Origin of the sequence: Kushneria avicenniae (assembly GCF_900112585.1) — a bacterium.
Taxonomy (GTDB): domain Bacteria; phylum Pseudomonadota; class Gammaproteobacteria; order Pseudomonadales; family Halomonadaceae; genus Kushneria; species Kushneria avicenniae.
In genome coordinates this window covers 78,237-101,872 of the sequence record NZ_FOLY01000004.1, presented here as the reverse complement: position 1 = coordinate 101,872, position 23,636 = coordinate 78,237, and the positions used below count along the sequence as shown (strand labels likewise).

General features: G+C 59.4%; 24 protein-coding genes. 17 read left to right on the top strand and 7 right to left on the bottom strand.

Annotated features, from left to right (window positions below; all coding sequences use genetic code 11):
• The first annotated feature begins 48 nt into the window (after positions 1–48).
• Complete coding sequence (locus BM079_RS09745; RefSeq protein ID WP_090133501.1) at positions 49–351, top strand: hypothetical protein; 303 nt, start codon at positions 49–51, stop codon at positions 349–351.
• Between the two features lie 96 nt (positions 352–447).
• Here BM079_RS09745 and BM079_RS09740 read toward each other — a convergent pair whose 3' ends face one another.
• The gene (locus BM079_RS09740; RefSeq protein WP_090133498.1) at positions 448–2,049 is read right to left on the bottom strand and encodes a cryptochrome/photolyase family protein; all 1,602 of its coding nucleotides are present in this window, start codon (positions 2,047–2,049) and stop codon (positions 448–450) included.
• Positions 2,050–2,188: 139 nt separating this feature from the next.
• Between BM079_RS09740 and hemH the strand changes: the two genes are divergently transcribed.
• Positions 2,189–3,178 (top strand): ferrochelatase, encoded by a 990-nt coding sequence (gene hemH / locus BM079_RS09735; RefSeq protein WP_090133495.1) that lies wholly within the window; start codon positions 2,189–2,191, stop codon positions 3,176–3,178.
• A 17-nt stretch (positions 3,179–3,195) separates the two neighbouring features.
• Here the strand turns inward: hemH and BM079_RS09730 are convergent, their stop codons facing one another.
• The 6 genes from BM079_RS09730 to BM079_RS09705 are packed head-to-tail and all read right to left on the bottom strand — an operon-like array spanning position 3,196 to position 9,055.
• Positions 3,196–3,621 (bottom strand): Na+/H+ antiporter subunit G, encoded by a 426-nt coding sequence (locus BM079_RS09730; protein ID WP_090133493.1) that lies wholly within the window; start codon positions 3,619–3,621, stop codon positions 3,196–3,198.
• A 9-nt stretch (positions 3,622–3,630) separates the two neighbouring features.
• A complete protein-coding gene (locus tag BM079_RS09725; protein ID WP_090133492.1) occupies positions 3,631–3,900 on the bottom strand; it encodes a K+/H+ antiporter subunit F in 270 nt (89 codons plus the stop codon).
• Positions 3,897–4,388, bottom strand: a complete 492-nt coding sequence (locus BM079_RS09720) for a Na+/H+ antiporter subunit E (RefSeq protein ID WP_090133490.1) — start codon at positions 4,386–4,388, stop codon at positions 3,897–3,899. The genes BM079_RS09725 and BM079_RS09720 overlap by 4 nt, the downstream gene beginning before the upstream one ends.
• On the bottom strand, positions 4,378–5,913 hold the full coding sequence (locus BM079_RS09715) for a monovalent cation/H+ antiporter subunit D (protein WP_090133487.1): 1,536 nt from the start codon (positions 5,911–5,913) through the stop codon (positions 4,378–4,380). The genes BM079_RS09720 and BM079_RS09715 overlap by 11 nt, the downstream gene beginning before the upstream one ends.
• The gene (locus BM079_RS09710) at positions 5,910–6,263 is read right to left on the bottom strand and encodes a Na+/H+ antiporter subunit C (protein ID WP_090133485.1); all 354 of its coding nucleotides are present in this window, start codon (positions 6,261–6,263) and stop codon (positions 5,910–5,912) included. Before BM079_RS09710 ends, BM079_RS09715 begins: the two co-directional genes overlap by 4 nt.
• The gene (locus BM079_RS09705; protein ID WP_090133483.1) at positions 6,263–9,055 is read right to left on the bottom strand and encodes a monovalent cation/H+ antiporter subunit A; all 2,793 of its coding nucleotides are present in this window, start codon (positions 9,053–9,055) and stop codon (positions 6,263–6,265) included. Before BM079_RS09705 ends, BM079_RS09710 begins: the two co-directional genes overlap by 1 nt.
• 552 nt (positions 9,056–9,607) lie before the next feature.
• Between BM079_RS09705 and BM079_RS09700 the strand changes: the two genes are divergently transcribed.
• From BM079_RS09700 to BM079_RS09630, 15 genes are all read left to right on the top strand, one after another.
• Entirely contained in the window at positions 9,608–11,911 is a 2,304-nt protein-coding gene (locus BM079_RS09700) for a putative monovalent cation/H+ antiporter subunit A (RefSeq protein ID WP_090133481.1), read from the top strand.
• Positions 11,908–12,327: a Na+/H+ antiporter subunit B gene (locus BM079_RS09695; protein ID WP_090133479.1), complete on the top strand. Its 420-nt coding sequence runs from the start codon at positions 11,908–11,910 to the stop codon at positions 12,325–12,327. Before BM079_RS09700 ends, BM079_RS09695 begins: the two co-directional genes overlap by 4 nt.
• Positions 12,328–12,357: 30 nt before the next feature.
• On the top strand, positions 12,358–12,705 hold the full coding sequence (locus tag BM079_RS09690) for a Na+/H+ antiporter subunit C (protein WP_090133478.1): 348 nt from the start codon (positions 12,358–12,360) through the stop codon (positions 12,703–12,705).
• Positions 12,702–14,240, top strand: coding sequence for a proton-conducting transporter transmembrane domain-containing protein (locus tag BM079_RS09685; protein ID WP_090133476.1), 1,539 nt, complete (start codon positions 12,702–12,704; stop codon positions 14,238–14,240). Before BM079_RS09690 ends, BM079_RS09685 begins: the two co-directional genes overlap by 4 nt.
• Positions 14,237–14,710 (top strand): Na+/H+ antiporter subunit E, encoded by a 474-nt coding sequence (locus tag BM079_RS09680; protein ID WP_090133474.1) that lies wholly within the window; start codon positions 14,237–14,239, stop codon positions 14,708–14,710. The genes BM079_RS09685 and BM079_RS09680 overlap by 4 nt, the downstream gene beginning before the upstream one ends.
• A 31-nt stretch (positions 14,711–14,741) precedes the next feature.
• Positions 14,742–15,011: a monovalent cation/H+ antiporter complex subunit F gene (locus tag BM079_RS09675; RefSeq protein ID WP_090133472.1), complete on the top strand. Its 270-nt coding sequence runs from the start codon at positions 14,742–14,744 to the stop codon at positions 15,009–15,011.
• A complete protein-coding gene (gene mnhG, locus BM079_RS09670; RefSeq protein ID WP_090133470.1) occupies positions 15,004–15,444 on the top strand; it encodes a monovalent cation/H(+) antiporter subunit G in 441 nt (146 codons plus the stop codon). Before BM079_RS09675 ends, mnhG begins: the two co-directional genes overlap by 8 nt.
• 63 nt (positions 15,445–15,507) lie before the next feature.
• Complete coding sequence (locus BM079_RS09665) at positions 15,508–15,966, top strand: DUF3429 domain-containing protein (protein ID WP_090133468.1); 459 nt, start codon at positions 15,508–15,510, stop codon at positions 15,964–15,966.
• 450 nt (positions 15,967–16,416) lie between these two features.
• Positions 16,417–17,487 (top strand): dTDP-glucose 4,6-dehydratase, encoded by a 1,071-nt coding sequence (rfbB, locus tag BM079_RS09660; RefSeq protein ID WP_090133465.1) that lies wholly within the window; start codon positions 16,417–16,419, stop codon positions 17,485–17,487.
• Positions 17,484–18,353 (top strand): glucose-1-phosphate thymidylyltransferase RfbA, encoded by an 870-nt coding sequence (rfbA, locus tag BM079_RS09655; RefSeq protein ID WP_090133463.1) that lies wholly within the window; start codon positions 17,484–17,486, stop codon positions 18,351–18,353. The genes rfbB and rfbA overlap by 4 nt, the downstream gene beginning before the upstream one ends.
• Positions 18,350–19,435, top strand: a complete 1,086-nt coding sequence (locus BM079_RS09650; protein WP_090133461.1) for a DegT/DnrJ/EryC1/StrS family aminotransferase — start codon at positions 18,350–18,352, stop codon at positions 19,433–19,435. Before rfbA ends, BM079_RS09650 begins: the two co-directional genes overlap by 4 nt.
• Positions 19,432–19,932, top strand: a complete 501-nt coding sequence (locus BM079_RS09645; protein WP_090133459.1) for a GNAT family N-acetyltransferase — start codon at positions 19,432–19,434, stop codon at positions 19,930–19,932. Before BM079_RS09650 ends, BM079_RS09645 begins: the two co-directional genes overlap by 4 nt.
• 39 nt (positions 19,933–19,971) lie before the next feature.
• On the top strand, positions 19,972–21,015 hold the full coding sequence (locus BM079_RS09640) for an ATP-grasp domain-containing protein (RefSeq protein WP_090133456.1): 1,044 nt from the start codon (positions 19,972–19,974) through the stop codon (positions 21,013–21,015).
• Positions 21,016–21,044: 29 nt separating this feature from the next.
• Positions 21,045–22,568: a lipopolysaccharide biosynthesis protein gene (locus BM079_RS09635; protein WP_090133454.1), complete on the top strand. Its 1,524-nt coding sequence runs from the start codon at positions 21,045–21,047 to the stop codon at positions 22,566–22,568.
• Positions 22,549–23,613 (top strand): glycosyltransferase family 2 protein, encoded by a 1,065-nt coding sequence (locus BM079_RS09630; RefSeq protein WP_090133452.1) that lies wholly within the window; start codon positions 22,549–22,551, stop codon positions 23,611–23,613. Before BM079_RS09635 ends, BM079_RS09630 begins: the two co-directional genes overlap by 20 nt.
• Positions 23,614–23,636: the final 23 nt, after the last annotated feature.

Below are 23,636 nucleotides of genomic sequence, written 5' to 3'. Positions count from 1 at the left end.
GCCATCGCCACGCGAGCGGTGAGAACAGAATACCCCAGGGAGGGTGAAATGGAATTACAGCAACTCAAGCATGCCGTATCACATCAACATGAAATGGAAGTGCGCGTTGTTCGCAACACGCTGAGTCATATCTACCAGATTGAATGCGAAACCAACGGTGGTCATCGCCAGAGGCTCAGCCGTCGTGGCAAGCCCTGCCTGTTTCGTTCGATCGATGAAGCCATCGATCAACTGCTGGGCGCGGGCATCAGCCACGCCTGGATCGTGCGTCAAAGTGATGAAGACGGCAGTGACAGCTCTCGCCGTCTGGTACGGCTCGACGCCATGCCGCCGCTGGCCATGGCGGTCTGATCTCCACTATCTGCAGGGCGTGCACGCCGCTAAAAATACCAAATCGATTTGATGATTCTGCGCCGGCGATTGCCGGCGCTTTTCGTGGGGATCGCATCAGGATCTGCTTTTGCCCTTGTTGTGATTGCCGGTCTCGTATCCTGCCCGATGATCTCCCCGTCCGTAGGCCGGTTCATAATCCAGCTGATCCAGAAAATGGATGGCCTGCTCCCGCAGTGCCTGACGCTTGTCGCTTTTCATTTTGTTGAGCGAGCCATAGATAAGCTTCATGCGCTGATTGCCGGCCAGCTGTTGCTCGTGGCGCTCCAGAAAATACCAGTACAGGCTGTTGAAAGGGCAGGCGTCTTCCCCGACGTTCTTTTTGACGTCGTAGCGACAGTGCTGGCAGTGATTCGACATGCGATCAATATATTTGCCCGAGGCGCAATAGGGCTTGGACCCCAGATAACCGCCATCGGCGTACAGCACCATACCCAGCGTATTGGGCAGCTCTACCCATTCATAGGCATCGATGTACACGGACAGGTACCAGTCGCACAGCGCTTCCGGGCGCACGCCGCACAGCAGGGCAAAATTGCCGGTCACCATCAGCCGCTGAATGTGGTGAGCGTAGGCGTTGTCCCTGGTCATCTCGATGGCGCGCCTCATGCAGCGCATATCGGTCTCGCCACTCCAGTAGAAGGCAGGCAGATCCCGGTCGGCCTTTAGAGCGTTGCGCTGCTTGTATTCGGGCATGTTCAGCCAGTAGATGCCTCGCACATACTCACGCCAGCCCAGAATCTGGCGAATGAAACCCTCGGCACAGTTGAGCGGCACCCTGCCGTCACGCCAGGCCTTTTCCGCGGCCTGACAGACTTCCAGCGGCCTGAGCAGGCCGGCATTGAGCGCGCCTGACAGGCGAGCGTGGTACAAAAAGGGATGCTGGTCGCTGATGGCGTCCTGATAGTCGCCAAAAAAGGGCAGAGCATGCTTGATGAAATGCTCAAGATCATTGAGAGCCTGACGTCGCGTGACCGGCCAGTTGAACCCTTCGAGCGTGCCGAAATGCTGCTTGAAATGGGTATCGACCAGGGTCAGCACGTCACGGGTGATGTCGTCCGGCTTGTGCTTTGGCGCCTCCGGCGGATCGAGACGGTCGGGCAGGGGCTTGCGATTGTCGTGATCGAAGTTCCACTGATCGCCCTCCGGCTGATTATGCTCGTCCATCAAAAGACCGGTCTCACGGCGCATCCAGCGATAGAAATGCTCCATGCGAAAGCGCTGGCGACCCTGCGCCCACTGATTGAACTCCTCCAGCGTGCACAGAAAGCGGTCATCGTGAACCCGATACCAGGGCAGAGGAGTGTGGGGCCGTTTACGAATGCGCGCCAGCAGCCGCCATTCCCCCGGCGAGGTCACCCGAATCTCGTCGCAGCCATAGAGCTTTGCCACCCGTTCGGCCTCGCCGATCAGATCCTGAGTGTTGTCGTTATCGTCGAGGCAGGTGTAGTGCACCTGTCGGCCCTGCTGGCGCAGCTCGCGGGCAAAGTGACGCATGGCCGAAAACAGAAAGGCGATCTTTTGCGGGTGATGCGGGACATAGCGTCCCTCTTCCTCAACCTCGAACAGGGCCACTACGGCATTTTCCGGCGCGCCTTCGAGAATGGGAAGATCAGGGGTCAATTGATCACCCAGGATTACGATCAGGGGGCAGGGCATTTACACTTCCTGAATATGGCGAATAGGGACATTTCATCAACACCGACAAGCCGGTGTTGATAGAATAATTTCATTAAAATCGTTCTCTTTTGAGGGTTTGCGTAATAAATGCCCTCTGACCACAGCAAGGAGTATAGACATGGCGCAGGCCCCTTTCGGCGTACTGCTGGCCAATCTTGGCACCCCGGATGAACCGACGCCCGCCGCTGTGCGGCGTTATCTGGGCGAGTTTTTGTGGGACAAGCGCGTGATCGACGTGTCCCGCCCGCTCTGGTGGTTCATCCTTAACGCCATCGTGTTGAGAACGCGTCCCAAAAGGGTAGCTGAAGCCTATGCCAGCGTCTGGGAAGAGGAAGGCTCGCCCCTGCTGGCTATCGGCAGGCGTCAGCAGCGTGCGCTCAAGGCGCAGCTGGATGCGCGCTACGGCTGTGACATTCCGGTCGAGCTCGGCATGACCTATGGCAGGCCCACCATGGAAAGTGCCGGGCTGAGCTTTCGCCGTGCCGGGGTCGACCGCATTGTGGTGCTGCCGCTCTATCCGCAGTATTCACGTACCACCACGGCGGCTGTCTTTGACCGGCTGGCGGATGCGCTCAAGCCGTGTCCGGACATTCCCGAAATGCACTTTATCCGCGACTACCACGACGACAGTGGCTATATCTCGGCACTTGCCGAAAGCGTTCGTGAGCACTGGGCGATGCGTGGCAAGCAGAATCACCTGCTGATCTCATGGCACGGGATTCCCAAACGTTACGCCAATGAAGGCGATCCGTACCCGAAGCACTGTCGCGCCACCAGCGAGGCGCTGGCCCGCGAGCTTGGGCTTGAAGACAGCGAGTGGACCATGACCTTTCAGTCCCGCTTCGGACGGGAAGAATGGCTCAAGCCCTACACCGACGAGACGCTCAAGAACTGGGACGTGAAGTCAACGCCCGGTATCGATGTCATCTGCCCTGGATTTGCTGCCGACTGTCTGGAAACACTGGAAGAGATTCAGGAAGAAAACCGCGGCTATTTCATGGAAGCCGGCGGTGAAGACTATAGCTACGTGCCGGCGCTCAACGATCGTGACAGCCACATTGACGCGCTGGCGGGGCTGGTGGAGAGAAACACGCGCAACTGGTGCTGATGCTGATGGTCAGCGCCTCAGGGGCGCTGACTGCTGCCGGGATCTTCCGGATGCGGTGTGTCCGGTTCCTGGCCTACATCCTCTTCGCGAAGCTCGCTGGGCGCTCCGGTGGTGGAAGTATCGCTTGGCAGCTTCTGATGCAGGGCCACCTTGGCCAGCAGATGCGCGCTGATGGGGGCTGTGATCAGCAAAAAGATGGTGACCAGTAGCAGCTGAATGTGAAAGGTACGCTCGATCAGCACGAAATAGAGCATGCAGGCGACCAGGATCAGCCCGACGCCCAGGGTCGTGGCCTTGGCCGGCCCATGCATGCGCAGATAAAAGTCGCGCAGGTGTACCATCCCGAACGAGCTGATGAAGGTAATCAGCGCGCCGGCGATCAGGAAGAAGGCCGTCAGCGCCTCGAGCACCGTATCGACCCAGGCTTTATCCAACCACGCCATGATGATCTCCTATTCGATGATGTCGCCGCGCAGCAGATACTTGCATACGGCCACGGTACTGATGAATCCCAGCATGGCAATCAGCAGAGCGCCCTCGAAATAGACCCGTGTGCTGAGCCAGATCGTATACAGGATGATCAGGGCGATGCTGTTCACATACATCGTATCCAGTGCAATGATGCGATCCGGCAGGGAAGGCCCCACCAGCAGTCGGTAGGCATTGAGCACGATGGCCATGGCGACTAGAAAGAAGCTGATCCACAGCGCAATCCCGATCATTCGTAAATCTCCATGAGCGGTCGCTCGTAACGGTGGTATATCTCGTCGATGACGGCCTGTTCGTCGTCGGTATCCAGTACGTGAATCAGCAGGCTGCGTCCGTCGAGTCTCAGGTTGGCCGAAATGGTGCCCGGCGTCAGGCTGATGGTGCTGGCCAGCAGCGTAATGCTGAAATCACGCTGGAGCGTCAGTGGGTACTCCACGAAGGCAGGCCGGGGCCTGCGCCAGGGCCGGGCAATCAGCCAGGCCACTTCTAGGTTGGCGATCAGAATGTCCAGCATGACGCGCAGGGTATAGCGAATCAGCAGCAATGGCTTCTTGACCACCGGCTGGGCATCCCAGAACCGCTGGGTCAGCAGTGGGATGGCAATCCCCAGTATGGCGCCCATGATCACGGAGCCATAGCTGATGACATCGGAGAGCATGATCCAGACCAGCATCAGGATCAGCGACAGAATGGGGCGGGGGAGACAGCGTTTAATCAGCATGGGTGGATGCTCCCGGCGTGACTGAAGTGACCTCGCCCAGAACGGCGCTGCGATACTCGACGGTGTTGGCGATTTGCTCGGCCGTGGCCTGAGTGTAATTGCCAACGGGTCCGGCGAGCACGACCAGCAGCGGCGCCGCCGAGAGCAGCACGACCGTACCGATGAGTTTGGCGCGGGAGAGATGTTCGCCGACACGCTCACCATTGCTGTGACGCCAGAAGATGGTGGACCCGGCGCGCGAAGCGGCGACCACGCCCGCCAGTCCGGACAGCAGCAGCAACGGCCACAGCCACAGCCCCTCCGACAGGGTGGCCGTCGACATCAGCCACGCCTTGGCCACGGCGCCCGAGAGCGGCGGCAGCCCGGCCGAGGCCATGGCGCCGAGCATGTAGAGGGCGCTGAGCAGGGTGGCATATTTGAACTTTCGGCTGCGCACAATGCGTGTGCCCACCTTGCCACGCTGATCGGCGATCAGATCGGCCAGCAGGAACAGGCCACCGTTGATCAGGGTGGTATGCAGCATGTAAAACAGCATGGCCCCGCGGGAGGCGGTGCCTTCCATACCCAGTCCGCACAGCAGCGTGCCGATCGAGATCAGCATGAAATAGGAAATCTGCATGCGCAGATCGCGTGCGGCCAGAATGGCTACCATCGCCAGCGCCAGCGTGGCCAGGCCGCCCCACCAGAGCCAGGGCTGTGCCAGCAGCGACAGTCCGGCGGCCTGCTCTCCGAAAATCAGGGTAAAAACGCGGAAGATGGCGTAGATACCCACCTTGGTCATGATGGCGAAAAGCGCGGCAATCGGGGCTGGCGCCGAGCTGTAGGCGCGCGGCAGCCAGAAATAGAGCGGCAGGATGGCGGACTTGAGACCGAACACCACCAGCAGCAGCAGGGCACCGGCACGTACCAGCCCCTGTCTGTCGGCCGGTAACTGGCTGACGCGCTCGGCCATGTCGGCCATGTTGAGCGTGCCGATGCTGCCGTACAGAACGCCCAGCGCGATCAGAAACAGTGACGAGCCGGCAAGATTGAGCACCACATAGTGCAGGCCTGACTGAACGCGAGCCTTGCCACCCCCGTGCATCAACAGCGCATAGGAGGCCAGCAGCAGCACCTCGAAAAACACGAACAGGTTGAATAGGTCACCGGTCAGAAAGGCACCGTTGATGCCCATCAGCTGCAGATTGAAGAGCCCGTGAAAGTTGGACCCCTGGTTGTCCTCGCCGCCACTGGCATGAATCACGCTGCCCAGCGCCAGCAGGGCGGTCAGGAGAACCATCATGGCGGACAGGCGATCGGCGACCAGCACGATCCCGTAGGGCGCCTGCCAGTTGCCCAGGCGATAGACCAGGGTGTCACCGCCGGCGACCTGACCGACCAGTAGCGCGCTGACAATCACCAGCACAGAGGTGGCCGTGATGGAAATGGTACGCCTGACCGGATCAACGCCTTCACGCTTTCGCAGCAGGACAATAGCGACTACCAGCGGCAGCAGAACCGGGAGAATGGGCAGATGCTGCATCACGCCTTGTTCTCCCGCGGGTCTTCACGATCGGTACGGCTGCCATCGACGCTGTCACTGCCCAGATCACCTCTGGAGCGCATCGCCAGGATAATGGCAAACGCGGTCATGGCAAAGCCGATCACGATGGCGGTCAGCACCAATGCCTGGGGCAACGGGTCGGCATAGTGTTCGCTGGTGCCGACCAGCGCTGCACCGTGAGTGGTCAGCCCGCCCATGGAGAACAGAAACAGATTGACGGCATAGGAGAGCAGCGTCAGCCCGACGACGACCGGGAAGGTGCGCCCGCGCAGGGTCAGATAGACGCCACTGGCCGTCAGGATACCGGTGGTGATGGCGTAAAGCGCTTCCATCAGGGCATCTCCTTGTTGGGTCGATGTGCGGTGGTGAGCTTGCCCAGATTGGCCAGAATCATGAGGGTGGCGCCCACGACCGCCAGATAAATGCCGCCATCAAAGATCAGGGCGCTGGCCAGCTCGATATCACCGATCAGCGGCAGATGGAAATGATCAAAGGTCGACGTCAAAAACGGATAGCCGAACAGCCAGCTGCAGAGCCCGGTCATGGTGGAGAGCGCAACGCCTGCAATGGCGATGGGCTGGAACTGGAAGTCCAGTCGCTGCTGCGCCCATTCGACGCCGCGCGACATATATAGAAGGATCAGCGCCACGGCCGTGATCAGACCGGCGATGAAACCGCCGCCGGGCTGGTTATGGCCGCGCAGGAAGATAAAGAACGATACCAGCAGTGCCAGAGGCAGCAGGGTCTGGGAGACCACCATCAAAAGGGTCGGATGACGATCATCGGACCACAGACGACCTTCCATGTCGGTAGCCGGCATGAAAAGACGTAGCCGGTTCAAAAGCTTGAAGATGGCAAGACCGGCAATGGCCAGCACCGTGATTTCCCCCAGCGTATCGAAGCCGCGGAAATCTACCAGGATGACGTTGACCACGTTATGGCCGCCGCCGCCCGGCACGCTCTGATTGATGAAAAACTCCGAAATGCTGTTCAGATCGCGTGTCAGTACGGCGAAGTTGAGACTGGCCACCGCGCCGCCAAAGCCGGTTGCGATCAGAACATCACGCACCACGCGGGCGCCACCGGACTCCTTGGGGGTTTTCTGCGGCAGGAAGAAGAGTGCCAGCATCAGAAGGATCATGGTCACGACCTCGACCGACAGCTGCGTCAGCGCCAGATCGGGCGCCGAGAAGCGGGCAAAGGTCAGCGACACCACAAGCCCTACCACCGAGAGCATCAAAAGCGAAATCAGGCGATAGCGATGCAGCGCAGCGGTCAGTACGCCGCCCATGATCAAAAGTGCTGCGCCCAGTGCCACGACCGGGTCCAGTGTCTGCTGCCCCAGACTGCCGGTCAGCGTGTCCAGATCGGCCAGACCGAGACCCATGGCCAGAACGGAGACCACCATCAGGAAAAACATGTAACGCTGCAGTGAACCGTTCTCAAGCCGGTCGATCATGCGCTGACAGAATCCGACTGTGCGCTGTATGAAGGCCTCGAAGATATAACGAGCGTCCTGCGGTCGGAACTGGCGATTGAAGTGCATCATGTGACGATGCAGCTGATGCAGCACGATACCACCGATGATCGCGGCCATACTCAGCAGCAGGGCCGGGTTGATGCCGTGCCAGAGAGCCAGATGGAAATCGGGCATCTCACCGGACACCGTGGCGCGCACGGCGCCTTCGAGAATCGGCGACTGAGGCAGGGTGGGCACCAGCCCCACGATGATACAAAGCGCCACCAGCAGCTCGATCGGGAAGCGCATCGGCCAGGGCGGCTCGTGAGGCGCTTTGGGCGGCTCCTGACGCGGCCGACGAAAAAAGGTGGCGTAGGCCAGGCGCAGGGAATAGGCCACCGACAGCAGCCCGCCCAGACCGGCGAGCAACGGAACGATCCAGGCCAGACCGCCGAACTGCTGTGAGGCCAGTACTTCGGTAAAGAACATCTCTTTCGAGATGAAGCCGTTGAGCGGCGGCAGTCCGGCCATTGATATGGTCGCAATGCAGGTGAGTACCGTAGTGATCGGCATCAGGCGATAAAGACCGCCGAGCTTTCGAACGTCACGCGTGCCGGTTTCATGATCAACAATGCCGGCGGCCATGAACAGCGAGGCCTTGAACAGGGCATGGTTGATGATATGGAAAAGGGCAGCAATCAGCGCCTGGGCGTTGCCAAGCCCGAGCAGGGCAGTGATCAGCCCCAGATGGCTGATGGTCGAAAAGGCCAGAATGCCCTTGAGATCGGTTTTCAAAAAGGCAAACCAGGCACCGTACACCAGCGTGACCAGACCGGTCAGGGTTACCATGACCGTCCAGAGTTCGGTCTGCGATAGCGTCGGATGCAGTCTGAGCATCAAAAAGATGCCGGCCTTGACCATGGTCGCCGAATGTAGATAAGCCGAGACCGGGGTCGGCGCGGCCATGGCATGCGGCAGCCAGAAGTGAAACGGGAACTGGGCCGATTTGGTGAAGGCGCCCAGCAGTACCAGCACCAGGATGACCGGATAAAGCGGGCTTGCCGTAATGAGGTCGTGGCTATCCAGCACCACGCCCATATCGTAGGTGCCCGTGACCTTGCCGATCAGAACAATGCCGGCCAGCAGCGCCAGACCGCCGGCGCCGGTTACTGTCATGGCCATGCGCGCGCCCTTGCGCGCCGTCGTTTCATGCGACCAGAAGCTGATCAGCAGAAAGGACGAAATGCTGGTCAGCTCCCAGAATCCCCACAGCAGCAGCAGGTTGTCCGACATGACAATGCCGACCATGGCAGTCATGAACAGCATCAAAAACGCGTAAAACCGCGGCATTGAATCCTGTTCGGACAGGTAATAGCGGGTGTAGAGGATGATCAGAAGCCCGATGCCGAGAATCAGCAGCAAAAAGAGCAACGACAGGCCATCCAGTCGAAAGGCCAGCGCCAGACCCATGGTCGGGAGCCACTGCATCGAGGTGCGCAGGACTGTATCGCCGCCATGGCCCAGATAGAAAAACAGGACCAGACCCAGCACAATGGCCGGGGCGATAGCGGTGGCCAGGGCGCAGACGGATCTACCGCCGCGAATGGCAAGCGCCGGGACGAAAACGCCCAGAAAGGTCAGCAGGGGTATCCAGGGCAGGGTCATGAATGCTTGTTTCCTGATGAATGGCTTCCGGTGTACTGACTATTCGACATGCCACGGCTCCGGTGACCGGTGGCGAAAATGCCAGGCGGACCAGACGGCGAGCATCAATGAATAGACGACACAGCGAGCATATTCCGCAGTGCAGCGTGTGTTATTGATTTCTTGCTGGAGCCGGTCAAAGGTCTCAGGCAGAAACCCGCCACAAGGCGGCAGCCGTTTCCCTCGTTGGGGGTCGGCCCTTGTTATTGATCATTTGCAGAATGTTGCGCTATGCAATGACATCAAGCAGTTAGGTGATTCTCCCCTGCCGATGGCGTGCTGGCAATACCCGTCCATCACGTGCAGTGACGCTTTTTATTGTCAAACCTTAATCTTAAGGTTAAATGATTGAAAAAGGGATGCCATTGCGTCTGTAATGCAAGCCTACCATAGCATACCAGGTCCGATTTGCTGCTTTCTTCCATGAAAAGGCAGAGATGTTGGGCCGTCGCCATGATGCCACGCGAAGCGATCAGGCTGTGACAGCAGGTAACGCGAGGAGAGAAGCGCACCATGCAGATTGCCGTGTTGACCGGATTTGTTCTGGCCATTCTGGTTCCTTTCCTGTCCCGCTGGTGTGGCAGCCGTACCGGCATGGTACTGGCGCTCTATCCTGCCGCCGTTGCGCTCTGGCTGGTGTCGCTGGCACCTGCAGTGCTGCAGTCGGGGGGGATCTACTTTGAGCAGGCCTGGGCGCCGAGTCTTGGATTGAGCCTGAGTTTCTGGCTGGATGGCCTGTCACTGCTGTTCGGTCTTTTGATCAGCGGCATCGGAACGCTGATCATTCTCTACGCCAGTGGCTACCTGCATGGCCATCCGCAGATTGCCCGTTTCTATGTACTGATCCTGTCCTTTATGTCCTCCATGCTCGGCGTGGTCATGGCGGATGGCCTGATGACGCTGTTTGTCTTCTGGGAACTGACCAGCATTACCTCCTACATGCTGATCGGGTTCAATCACGAGGACGCTGCGGCCCGCAAGTCTGCACTGCAGGGGCTACTGGTGACCTTTACCGGTGGCCTGGCACTTCTCAGCGGATTGATTCTCTTGAACGTGGTGGGCGGCAGCTGGTCGCTTCAGACACTGCTCGATGATGGCGAGGCGCTTCGCGAGCATGCGCTCTATCTGCCAATGCTGCTGTGCCTTCTGGGAGGTGCCTTTACCAAGTCGGCCCAGTTTCCGTTCCATTTCTGGTTGCCCAATGCGATGGCCGCGCCCACCCCGGTCTCGGCCTATCTGCACTCGGCGACCATGGTCAAGGCCGGCATCTATCTGATGGCGCGGCTTCAGCCCGGGCTGGGCGGTACCGAGGTCTGGATGACCCTTCTGTGTATCGTCGGGGCGATCACCATGGTAGTGGGTGCCTTTCTGGCGATCCGGTTTACGGGCATCAAGAAGGTGCTGGCCTATTCCACGGTTATGGCACTGGGCACGCTGACCATGCTGCTGGGTATCGGCGGTGAGGCCGCAATGATCGCATTTGTGTCCTTTCTGACCGCCCATTCGCTCTATAAGGGCGCACTGTTCATGGTGGCGGGGGCGCTCGATCACGAGACGGGCACCAAGGATATCGATGAAATGGGCGGGCTGCGTCGCGCCATGCCGGTCACAGCCCTGTGTGCGTTTGTGGCGGCCCTGTCGCTGGGCGGTGTGATTCCGCTGTTTGGCTTTGTGGCCAAGGAGCTGATGTTCGAGGCAGTGCTTGATGCCCCCCGCTTTACCGGCTTTTTGATCGGCATGAGTCTGCTGGCGTCCGTGCTGGTGGTGGCGGCTGCCGGCATCGTGGCGCTGCGGCCCTTTTTCGGCGCGTTAAAGACCACACCGAAAACGCCGCACGAGGCGCCGCTGTCCATGCTGGCCGGGCCCTGTGTGCTGGCCGGGCTGTCACTGTTGCTGGGATTCATGCCCTGGCTTGCCGGCGATGGCCTTCTGAGTGCCGCGGCCAGTGCCGTTGCCGGTAGTGAGGTGGTCACGGACCTGTATCTCTGGCACGGCATCAACACGGCGCTGATGATGTCGATGTTCAGCCTCTGCATCGGGCTTCTGGTGTGCTGGCGCTGGCCGGACGTACGCGGTGTGATCCACCGATTCAGTCCGGTGCTCGATCGCGGTCCGGAGGCCGGGTACTGGAAGCTGATGGATCTTTTGGTGCGCGTGTCCGAGTGGCAGACCCGTCTGCTGCAGAGCGGCTATATGCGCAACTATCTGATTCTGACCCTGCTCAGCTTTGTGGGGTTGACCGGCTATACGCTACTGGCGCGCCATGGTCCGGTGCTGGAGTTTGAACTGGATGTTCGCCTGCAGGAAGTGGTCGTGGCGCTGGTCACCGCCGCCAGCGCAGTGGTGGCCTGCATGATGCGCTCGCGTCTGGCGGCCGTGGCCGCGGCCGGCGTCATGGGGTTTGGTATTGCCCTGATCTTTCTGCTCTTCAGCGCGCCGGATCTGGCGATCACACAGCTTCTGATCGAGACCCTGACGGTGATCCTGCTCATTCTGGTGCTCTTTCGGATGCCGCAGTTTTCAAGTCTGTCGACGCCCATGGAACGAGTGCGCGACATGCTGGTGGCGGTCGGTACAGGCGTGCTCATGACGCTTTTGATTCTGACGATACTGGGACAGGGGCATCTATTTACCTCCATCTCCGAGTACATGATCGACAACAGCGAGCCGCTGGGGCATGGCCACAACATCGTCAATGTCATCCTGGTCGACTTCCGTGCGCTGGATACGCTGGGTGAGATTTTCGTACTGTCGCTGGCGGCCATCGGCGTGCTGGCCATGCTCAGACTGCAGGCAAAAGAGAAGAAGGCACCATGAAAACGGGCACTCTGATCCTGACGGTAGCCGCACAGACGCTGGTGCCGCTACAGATTCTGTTCTCTCTTTTTCTGCTGCTGCGCGGTCACGATGAGCCCGGCGGTGGCTTCATCGCCGGGCTGGTCGTGGCCGGCGCCTTCGCGCTGCATCAGTTTGTCAACGGCCCACAGGCAACCCGGCGCCTGCTGCGGGTTGATCCGCGTGACTGCATCGGTATCGGTCTGCTTCTGGGCGTGGGCTCGGCCTTTCCGGCCTGGTGGCAGGGTGAGCCATTTTTGACCGCCCAGTGGTGGGACGTGATGGGTCTGAAGCTCTCGACGCCGCTGATTTTCGATATCGGTGTCTACCTGGTCGTGCTGGGGTCGGTATTGACAGCCGTGATCACGCTGACGGAGGTCGACAAGGATGAGACATGATGCGCGCATATCGTCGAAGGAGGGCGCTCCATGGAACCCGTAATGGCAGTGGTTATCGGCGTGATCTACGCCACGGCCATCTACATGATGCTGCGGCGCTCGATCGTCAAGCTGGTCATCGGGCTGATTTTGATTTCCAACGCGGCCAATCTCCTGATCTTTACCGTAGCGGGCATGACGCGTGATGCGCCCCCGTTGATTCCCATGAACGGTGATCCACTGGGAGACGTTATCGCCGACCCGTTGCCGCAGGCGCTGGTACTGACGGCGATTGTGATCGCCTTTGGCGTCCTGTCATTTGCCGTGGTACTGATTCGCCGTGCCTATCAGGTCGTCGGGGTCGATGATCTGGACCAGATGAAGGATACCGACACGTGAGCCCGGAAGTCGCACTCCCCATACTGATCCCCCTCACGGCAGGCGCGCTGTCGATGGCGTTCTGGCGCTCGCGTCTGATGCAGCGTCTGATCGGCATTGCCGGTACGGCAGCGCTGCTGGGCGTTGGTATCTGGCTTTTTGTCAGCGTTCAGTCTCAGGGATATGTGATCATGAATGCCGGCGGCTGGGCCGCGCCCTTTGGCATCACGCTGGTGGCGGATCTTCTGAGTGCCATCATGGTGGTCCTGACCGGCATTATCGGATTCGCCGTGGCGCTCTTTTCACTACCGACCATCGGGCGTGGTCATGAAACCTTCGGCTACTATCCGCTGCTGCACCTGCTGCTGGCCGGTGTGGCAGGGGCCTTCCTGACCGGTGATATCTTCAATCTGTACGTCTGGTTTGAGGTGATGCTGCTGGCCTCCTTCGCGTTGCTGATTCTGGGCGGCGAGCGTGCCCAGATGGAAGGGGCCATCAAATATGTGACACTGAATCTGCTGTCATCGGTGATTTTCCTCAGCGCCATCGGACTGCTTTACGGCCTGCTGGGGACACTCAACATGGCCGACATTGCCCGTCGCATTGCCCTGGTCGAGGACAATACGCTGATCGATGTGATCGCGGTCATGTTCATGATTTCGTTTGGCATCAAGGCGGCGGCCTTTCCGCTGTTCTTCTGGCTGCCGGCGGCCTTTCCGCTGTTCTTCTGGCTGCCGGCGGCCTATCACACGCCTCCAGTGGCCGTCTCGGCACTGTTTGCAGGCCTTCTGACCAAGGTCGGCGTTTATGCGCTGTTCCGTGTCTTTACCCTGATGTTCAATCAGTCGGTGGATTTCACCCACGAGATTCTGCTGTGGGGGGCCGGCCTGACCATGATTACAGGCGTACTGGGGGCAGCAGCGCAGTTCGAATTTCGCCGTATCCTTTCCTTTCACATCGTCAGCCAGATCGGCTACATGATGATGGGGCTGGCCCTTTTTACACCGCTGGCGCTGGTTGGCGGGGTGTTTTATATCCTTCACCACATCATCGTGAAGACCAATCTGTTCTTGATCAGTGGCGTGGTCTATCGATTGAAGGGGACGCATGATCTCAAGCGACTGGGCGGTGTCTACAAGGCGTGGCCGCTTCTGGGGGTGCTTTTTCTGATCCCGGCGCTGTCGCTGGCCGGCGTGCCACCGCTGTCAGGTTTTTTTGCCAAGTTCGTGCTGATTCGCGCCAGCATCGAGGCCGGCCACTTCACCATCACGGTGGTTGCTCTGCTGGTCGGGCTTTTGACGCTCTACTCGATGACCAAGATCTGGGCCGAGGTGTTCTGGAAAAAAGCGCCCGAAGAAGAGGACGCCTCGAAAGCGATGGCGCCGGTCGCCACGCGTCACCTGTGGCTGATGCTGCTGCCGGTCGTGGGGCTGGCAGCCTGTACGGTGTTCATCGGACTCAATGGTCAGTTGCTTTACGATGTGGCAGAGGCGTCTGCAGCGCAGCTTCTTGATCCGCAGGCCTACATCGATGCCGTTCTGGGAGAGCAGCCATGACGGGGCTTTTATCCAATCTGCTGCTGGCGGTGGCATGGATCGCGCTAAGCGGTGATTTCAGCATGGGCGGGATGCTGACCGGCCTGGCTTTCGGCTATCTGGTCATATTGCTGTTGCAGAATCAATTACCCGGTTTAAAGGGGTATGGCACCCGTCTGCCACGGATCGTGTCCTTTGTCTTTTATTTTCTGCGTGAACTGTTCATGGCCAATTTCAAGGTCGCCTTTGACGTCGTTACGCCGCCATGGCACATGACGCCAGGCGTGATCGCGTTCGAACTGGAGGCGAAGACAGATCTCGAGATTGCGTTTGTGGCCAATCTGATCTCATTGACGCCGGGCACGCTGAGTCTGGACATCTCCGATGACCGTCGGGTGCTGTTCATTCATGCCATGTTCCTGGATGACGAGCAGTCACTGAGAGGCGATCTGCGCGAAATGGAGCGACGGGCACTGGCGGTGTTGCGATGATCGTGACCACCGTGAACACGATGAGGAACGCATGCAGATACTGACCCATCTGAGTTTTGCCATTCTGTCCGTCTCCATGGTGCTCTGCTTTGTGCGCATGGTGATCGGCCCCAGCCTGCCGGACCGGGTCGTGGCGCTGGAGCTTTTGTCGATGATCATTGTCGGCATTATCGGCATCCATGCGCTGCAAAGCGACGAGACCAGCTTTCTGGATGTCGCCATTGTCGTGGCATTGATGTCCTTTCTGGCCACCATCGGATTTGCCCGTTTTCTGGAGCGAGGAGGGCGTCGGGATGATTGAACTGCTTCAGGGCCTGTTGCTGCTGGCCGGCTCCCTTTTCATGTTTGTTGCCGCGCTCGGCATTGTCCGGCTGCCGGATCTCTTGACCCGTATGCATGCCTCTACCAAGGGCGCCTCTCTGGGCGTCATGCTGCTGATGGCAGGCGTGGCGCTGCACTTTCTTGAAGAGGTCGTGTTTGCTCGTACGATTGCCATCACCTTCTTTGTGCTGATGACCGCGCCCGTGGCGGCGCACGCCATCGGCCGCGCCGGCTATTTTGTCGGCATCGAGCTCTGGAAAGGAACCTCCAAGGATGAGCTGCGGCCCAATTACAATCCTTTGAGCCATCGTCTGCACAGCGGTCTGAAAAAGACGGCAAGGGGCGCGGAGACTGACGCGCCGAACGACGGTGGCAGTGAAAGCGGGAAGGGGGGCTCCGACACCAGAGCCTGACATATCGTCAGACGCCGGGCATTGCTATTCTGTTGCTACCACTTTTTGGATATTGATCCCACCATGCTGTCTGGAAAAAAGGTTGCAACACTACCCTGGCTCTTGGGTATCGCGGGGCTGATCCCCTTTGTAGGTCTTGCCGGGGTTGTCGTGCTGTCACTCCCCGGCTGGCAGGGGATCGCGCTGCAGGCATTTCTCTATTACAGCGCCGTGATCCTGTCATTTCTGGGCGGCATACACTGGGGGGTGGCCATGAGTCTCGATCATGAGAGCAGCCATCACTTCAGCTCTCGCATGGTGGTGGCCATGGCGCCGTCACTGCTGGCCTGGCCGGCGCTGATGCTCAGTCCGCAGTTCTCCCTGCTGGCACTGATGACCGGTTTTCTGTTGATTCGGCTCTATGAAGCGCAGAGTGATAGCGTGGAGCGCCTGCCCGCCTGGTATACCTCGCTTCGTACGCTGCTGACCGTGGTCGTGGTTGTCTCGCATCTGTCCATTCTGTTGTTACTCATGCTGGCATAGTTACTTTAAAACAGTGATCAATTAACGTTTGTTCGGTTCTGGTGGATATAAACTGTTTTAAACGATTCTGAACCTGCGTTGACTTATATATAGCACTTAAACATTGTTGAATGATAAAGCCTCCAAAAAAGCGCGCCCTTGATGTCAACGGGCGCGCTTTTTTTATGAGAAACTCCTGGGAATCGTCATTCTTTTATGATTATCAAGTGCAAGAGTCTGTCAGTCTGCCGAAAGCCTGGTAATTCACGATTGTTTCAGCACAATCAATAAGCGTTTTATTTGTCTATTCTCGGTTTTATAACGCAATAAATGCTGTCTGAACTTTCAGTGGTTAATATTATGTCGTGTTAATAATACGCGACATCGGACAGACTGCCACGGATGACCATTCTCTCGATTCATGATCCCTGAAGGGCGGATCGATGGGATGGGATCAAGGGATCGAGAATCATGCAGACAGTTATGGTTACCGGGGGCGCCGGATTTATCGGCTCGGCGCTGATACGTCATCTGATCGCCCATGATACGTGTCGTATCATCAACGTTGACTGTCTGACCTATGCCGGACACACCGCCACCCTGCAGGATATTGATCAGAATCCTCGTTATCGACTGGAGCAGGTCGACATTCGTGATCGCCCGGCGCTGGATCGGCTGTTCTCGACCTGGCAGCCGGATATCGTGGTGCATCTGGCGGCCGAGTCACATGTGGATCGTTCCATCGACGGCCCGGCTGTCTTTATCGATACCAATATCGTGGGTGTCTTTAACCTGCTGGAAGCCGCGCGCAACTGGTATGAAGGCCTCGAAGGCGGACGCCGCGAGCGTTTTCGCTTTCATCATGTGTCAACCGATGAGGTATTCGGCGATCTTGCATCGGACGCCGCCCCCTTCAGTGAAACCTCCCCCTATGCGCCCAGCTCGCCCTATGCCGCCAGCAAGGCCAGTGCCGATCATCTGGTGCGCGCCTGGCAGCGTACCTACGGGCTGCCGACCCTGATCACGAACTGCTCGAACAACTATGGGCCGTGGCATTTTCCGGAAAAGCTGATTCCACTGGTCATTCTCAATGCCATTCAGGGGCGTGCAATTCCGGTTTACGGAGAGGGGCATCAGATCCGCGACTGGCTGTTCGTCGAGGATCATGCCCGCGCGCTTCATCGGGTCATGCATCAGGGCGCCATCGGCAGCAGCTACAACATCGGTGGTCACGAGGAGCGCCGCAATATCGATGTGGTGACCACCATCTGCGATGTGCTCGAACGTCTGGAAGTGCCGCATCCGGAAGGCGTCGGTCGCTTTCATGACCTGATTACACACGTCGCAGACCGCCCCGGGCACGACCGTCGCTATGCCATCGATGCTTCGCATATCGAGCGCGAGCTTGGCTGGCGCCCCCGGGAAAGCTTTGAAAGCGGCATCGAAAAGACCGTGCGGTGGTTTCTGAGTCACGGTGACTGGTGTCAGGGCGTCGAGAATGCGGATACCCGCCAGCGTCATGGACTGGGAGCGACGATATGAAAGGCATCATTCTGGCCGGCGGCAGCGGCACGCGCCTGTATCCGCTGACGCTTGGCGTCTCGAAGCAGCTTCTGCCCATTCACGACAAACCGATGATCTACTACCCGCTGTCGATACTGATGCTGGCGGGTATCCGGGAGGTGCTGATCATCACCACCCCGGTTGAACAGCCCCTGTTCAGGCGTCTGCTGGGGGATGGCGAGCGCTTCGGCCTGTCGATCGAATACGCCGCTCAGCCAAGCCCGGACGGGCTGGCACAGGCGTTTCTGATCGGCGAGTCGTTTATCGGCAATGACAATGTCTGTCTGATTCTGGGCGACAACATCTTCTATGGACACGGCTTCGTGCCGCGTCTCAGACGTGCGGCCAGGCGCAGCAGCGGCGCCACCATATTCGGTTATCAGGTGCGTGATCCGGAGCGCTTCGGTGTCGTCGAATTTGACAGCGATCAGCGTGTGCTGTCGCTGGAGGAGAAGCCGAAACAGCCCAAGTCACGTTACGCCGTCACTGGGCTCTACTTCTATGACAACGATGTCGTCGACATCGCTCGTGAAGTGACACCCTCCGACCGCGGCGAGCTCGAGATTACCAGCGTCAATCAGGCTTACATGGCGCGCGGGGATCTCAACGTCGAGCTGCTGGGGCGCGGGTTTGCCTGGCTTGATACCGGCACCCACGAAAGCCTGCTGGAAGCTGCACAGTTCGTTGAAACCATCGAGAAGCGTCAGGGCTACAAGGTGGCCTGTCTCGAAGAGATCGCCTGGCGCAACGGCTGGATCGATGGCGATGCCCTGATGAGGCAGGGGCGTGCACTGGAGAAAAACGGCTATGGGCAGTATCTGATCTCGCTGCTGGAGTCAGCATGATTCCCTTTACGCGTCCCTTCCTGCCCCCGGAAGCGGACTATCAGCGCTATATCAACGACATGTTTGCACGTCAGTGGCTGACCAACCACGGGCCGCTGGTGCAGTCCTTCGAACGGCATCTACAGACGTGGCTGGATATTGAGCATTGCCATTTTGTGGCCAACGGCACGCTGGCCCTGCAGCTGGCGTTCAAGGCGCTGGCGCTGGAAGGCGAGGTCATCACGACGCCGTTTTCCTTTGTAGCAACGCTCAATGCGCTGTTGTGGGAAGACCTGTCGCCGGTGTTTGTCGATATCGATCCGCAGACGCTGACGCTTGATCCGGCCCGCATCGAGGCGGCGATTACGCCGGCCACCTCCGCCATTCTGGCCACGCATATCTATGGTCATCCCTGTGACGTCGAGTCCATCGAGGCCGTTGCTCGCCGGTACGGTCTGAAAGTCATCTACGATGGCGCGCACGCCTTTGGATCACATCATCTTGGCCGCAGCCTGCTGGATTATGGTGATATCAGTATCACCAGCTTCCATGCAACCAAGCTCTTTCACACCATCGAGGGCGGGGCGCTCTTTACCCGCAGCGCCGAGATTGGCGAGCGCATTGCGTCACTGCGGGCCTTCGGACAGACGGGCGGGGCAGGCATCAACGCCAAGGGCTCCGAGGCGCACGCGGCAATGGGTCTGGCCCTCTGGCCCTGGCTTGATCATATTCTCGCCAGCCGGGCCGACATTGCCGCTATCTATGATCAGTGGATTGACGACAGGGGCCTTGAGGTTGTGCGACCGGGGCTGGTGCCGGGAGCTGACATCAATCACGCCTATTACCCCATACTGCTGCGTAGCGAAGCGCAGCTTGAAAACGTGATGCACCATCTGGCCGAGCGCGATATCCACCCGCGGCGCTATTTTTATCCGGCGCTCAACCGGGTCGAGGCCGTGAGCGGAGTCGCGCCCGCCATGCCCGTGGCGGAAGATGTCGCCTCGCGCGTGCTCTGTCTGCCCAATTTTGTGGCCATGACCGGTGAGGATGCCGAGCAGGTCATGCGCCACCTTGAAGATGCCCTGCTACTGGAGACCGCATGAGCCACGATGCCCCCGAACTTGCCTTTCATCGTCATCGCGACCGTGCCCTGTCACCCGAGGCCTTCCTGCGCTTTATCGAGCAGGTCGAAAAGGAGTTCACGCCGCCCATTTCGGAGCAGCATCACCTGCCTGACTATGTCGACAAGCTGCTGCGTCTGGCCGAGGTAGACTACGTGCTGGACGGTGAGGAAGTGGTGGGTGCCATCGCCTGCTACGCCAATGACCGGGCGCACCATCAGGCCTATGCCACCTTTATCGGCGTACTGCCGGAGTATCGGGGCAGCGGCATTGCGCGACCGCTGCTGACGATGGGTATCGAATCCTGTCGGCAGGCCGGCATGCATGATCTGCGCGCCAGAACATGGCATCGGGGCAAAATTCTGGCCTTCTATGAAGAGATGGGGTTTGTGGTCGAGCGGGTGGAAACCAACGAGTGGGGCGTTGAGTCGCTGCAGCTGACCATGCCGCTCATGGATCGATCCGATCATGCCCGCTAGCGCTTTATACCGTCACGGCGGCTCGCCCAGGGAGGGCTCATGAACGTACTGTTGTCCTGCGTCGGTCGACGCGGTTACCTCGTGGACTACTTTCGCGAGGCGCTTGCCGGACAGGGGCGTGTCATCGCGGCCAACAGCGACCCCATGACCGATGGCATGTGGCGTGCCGACCGTGCCCATGAAGTGCCTGCGGTCAATGACCCCGGCTACATCGAGGCGCTGCTGGAGATCGCCATCAAGGAGGATGTCGGGCTGGTGGTCTCGCTGTTTGATATCGATCTGCCGTTTCTCAGTGCCGCCCGGGCGCGATTTGCCGAGCATGACATCAGGGTCGCCGTCTCCAACGAGGCGGTGGTCGATATTGCCAATGACAAGTGGCGCACCCAGATCTTTTTGCAGGAGCACGGTTTCGACGGGCCGCGTACCTGGGCCACGCTGTCATCGGCGCTGAAGGCTGTCGAGGCCGGCGAGGTGCGCTGGCCGCTGTTTGTGAAACCCCGCTGGGGCATGGGGTCCATCGGGGTGCAGACAGCCCGTGACGCCCATGAGCTGACTTTCTTTTACGAACATACCCGTCGCGCCATTGCCCGCAGTTATCTCACGATGATGGAAGATCGCGTCCTCGAGAAGGACGGTCATGGAGAGGTACTGATCCAAGAAGGCGTGCCGGGGCAGGAGTACGGTCTCGATGTCTTCAATGACCTTGAAGGCCATCATGTGGTGACCACCGTCAAGCGCAAGGTACGCATGCGCTCCGGAGAGACAGATGTGGCCGAGGTCGTCGACATGCCGGCCCTGATGCGACTGGGCGAGCGTCTGGGCCGTCAACTGGGCCATGTGGGCAATCTGGATGTTGACGTCATGGTCAGTGGCGATCGCCTGGCCGTGATCGAATTCAACGCCCGCTTCGGCGGCGGCTATCCCTTCTCGCATCTGGCCGGCGCGAACTATCCTGATATGCTGGTGCGTCTTGCACTCGGGCTGCCAGCGGCGCCTGCCGTAGCTCGCGTCGGGACCTTTGGACTCAAGGCGCTGACCCCCATGCAGGCACCGGATCCGGTTCGAAACGTTCGAGCTACATGACCCACGGTTTCGTTTGACAGGAGTATGACGTGTCGGTCAAGGCCAACGCGCTTGCCAACTATGCCGGTCAGCTTTACACCACGCTGATCGGTATCGTGGTTTATCCTTTTTATCTGGCCTGGATGGGTGAAGAAGCCTACGGGCTGGTCGGATTCTTTATCGTTTTACAGGCATGGCTTGGTCTGTTTGATATGGGCATGTCGCCCACGCTTTCCCGCGAGACGGCCAGGGCGGCGACCCATCAGGGCGAGCAGTGGCAGCAGCTTCGAGGGCTGGTGAGAAGTCTCGAGATCGTGTTTCTGGGTCTGGCGGTCGTGATAATGGTATCGATCACGCTGGGCAGTGACTGGCTCGCCGCGCACTGGCTCAAGGTCGAGACGCTATCTCACGATGAGGTGACCTGGTGCATCGTGCTCATGGGGCTCATGGTCGGCATGCGCTGGGTGGCATCACTATATCGAAGCGGCATCCAGGGGCTGGAGCGTCAGGTGTCGCTGAATGTGGTCAATGTCGTGATCGCGACCTGCAAATTTGTGGGCGTTTTGCTGATCCTGCAGTTTGTCAGCACGCAACCCAGTGCCTATTTCGAATATCAGATCGTGATTGCGCTGCTGGAACTGGTGGTGCTGGGCGTGATGTTCTATCGCCTGCTGGGCGGGCACGAGCAGTGGCAGGGGTTTTCATGGGCGGTGCTGCGCCCGGTGCTGCCCTTTGCCGGCGGTGTAGCCTATACGGCCGGTATCTGGGTACTGATGACGCAGCTCGACAAGTTGCTGCTGTCGTCGTTTCTGCCGCTGTCGGAGTATGGCTATTTCACTCTCGTGGTGGTGGTGGCCAATGCCATCATGACGCTGACCATGCCGATCAGTCGCGCCCTGATGCCGCGGATGACGGGGCTTCTGGCCAGCCAGGAAGAGGCGCAGATGCTGCGGCTTTACCGGCATGCATCCCAGTTCATTGCCGCCACGCTGCTGCCGGTGGCCGGCATGGTGGCGCTCTACGGCGGGCAGCTGCTGTATGCCTGGACCGGCAACATGGAGGCCGCCCAATGGGGGGCGCCCATTCTGCTCTGGTATGCGCTGGGCAATGGTCTGCTTGCCATCGGCGCCTTTCAGTATTATCTCCAGTACGCCCACGGCCGGCTGCGCCTGCATGTCATCTACAATACGGTCTCCGTTCTGATCGTGGTACCGGTGGTCGTGGTGGCCGCCTGGCAGTGGCAGGCCATCGGTGTGGCTGTCGCCTGGTGTGCTTTTCGCCTGCTCTCGTTTCTGCTCTGGACGCCCTTCGTGCACGCAAGATTTGCCCCGGGCATTCATTGTGACTGGATGACCCGCGATGTGCTGCCCTGTGCGGTTACCACGGCGCTGATGCTGCTGCTCTATCAGGGGCTGGGGATTTCCCTGTGGTCACTGTCCAGACCCTGGATATTTGTCAGCCTGATGGGCATGGGTATTGCCATTTTACTGGTCAATGCCGTCGTTTCCCCGGTAGGCAGGGACATGATCATTCGCCGAGTGCAGGAGAGAAAGCATGCCCGAGCTACCCACTGAAGAGGCGATTATCGGTCACTGGCCGACCGGCGTGGAGACGCCTGAAGTCAGCGTCATCTGCACGACCTTCAATCAGGCCGGCTATATCCGGGAGGCCATTGAGGGGTTTCTGCGCCAGAAAACGGATTTCTGTTTTGAAATCATCGTTCACGATGATGCCTCCACCGACGGTACGGCCGATATCGTCGATGAGTACGCCCAACGCTACCCTCGTATACTTCGAGCGATATTGCGTGAAGAGAACCAGTACCAGAAGGGGCGCAGGATCATGCCGCTGGCGGCAGGCTTTGCCAGGGCGGAATATCTGGCGCTATGTGAGGGGGATGACTTCTGGAACGATGATCAAAAACTGGCTCGACAGTATCGCGCCATGCAGGCCAGACCCGACATCGAGATCAGCTATCACAACGTGATCCGGCGCGGTCCCGAGCAGGAGCGTCTGCATATCGATCAGCAGGACAGTCGCAATCGTGAGCGTGTGGTGGACCTTGACGAGCTGCTGGTTCATACCGGGGACTATTGTCCGTCGCCTTCGCTGATGCTGCATCGAAACGTGCTGGAACGCCTGCCCGAATGGTTCCATACCACAGCCCCCGTCGGAGACTTTTATCTCCAGGTGCTGGCGGCCCAATCGGGGGGAGCGCTCTATCTGCCTGAAGTCATGGCGGTCTATCGCACGCAGGCGCAGGGCTCGTGGTCGCAGCAGCAGCGTCAGCTGGAGGATGACCGTCGCTACGAGCGTCATCAGGCGCTCATGGCGCGCCATGCCGAGTGCATGATCCATCTCGCTGCCATGCTGGATGCTTCCCATACGCCAGCCATTACGCTCGCCATGGCCCGGCGCTGGTACTACGCCTCGGTGGAGTATCTTCAGGCCGGCCGCTATCGCGGTTTTCGCGAGGCGATCACCACCAGCATGCATCATCAGGCCATTTCAGCGCCGCAGCGGCTGCTGTTTCTGCTGCGCCGGACGCCTCGACTGGCCGGGCGCGTGGTGGCGCTGCGTCAGCAGTATCAGCGGCGTCGCTCGGCCGATCGCGCCTGACAAAAAGCCCCTGCCGGGCAGGG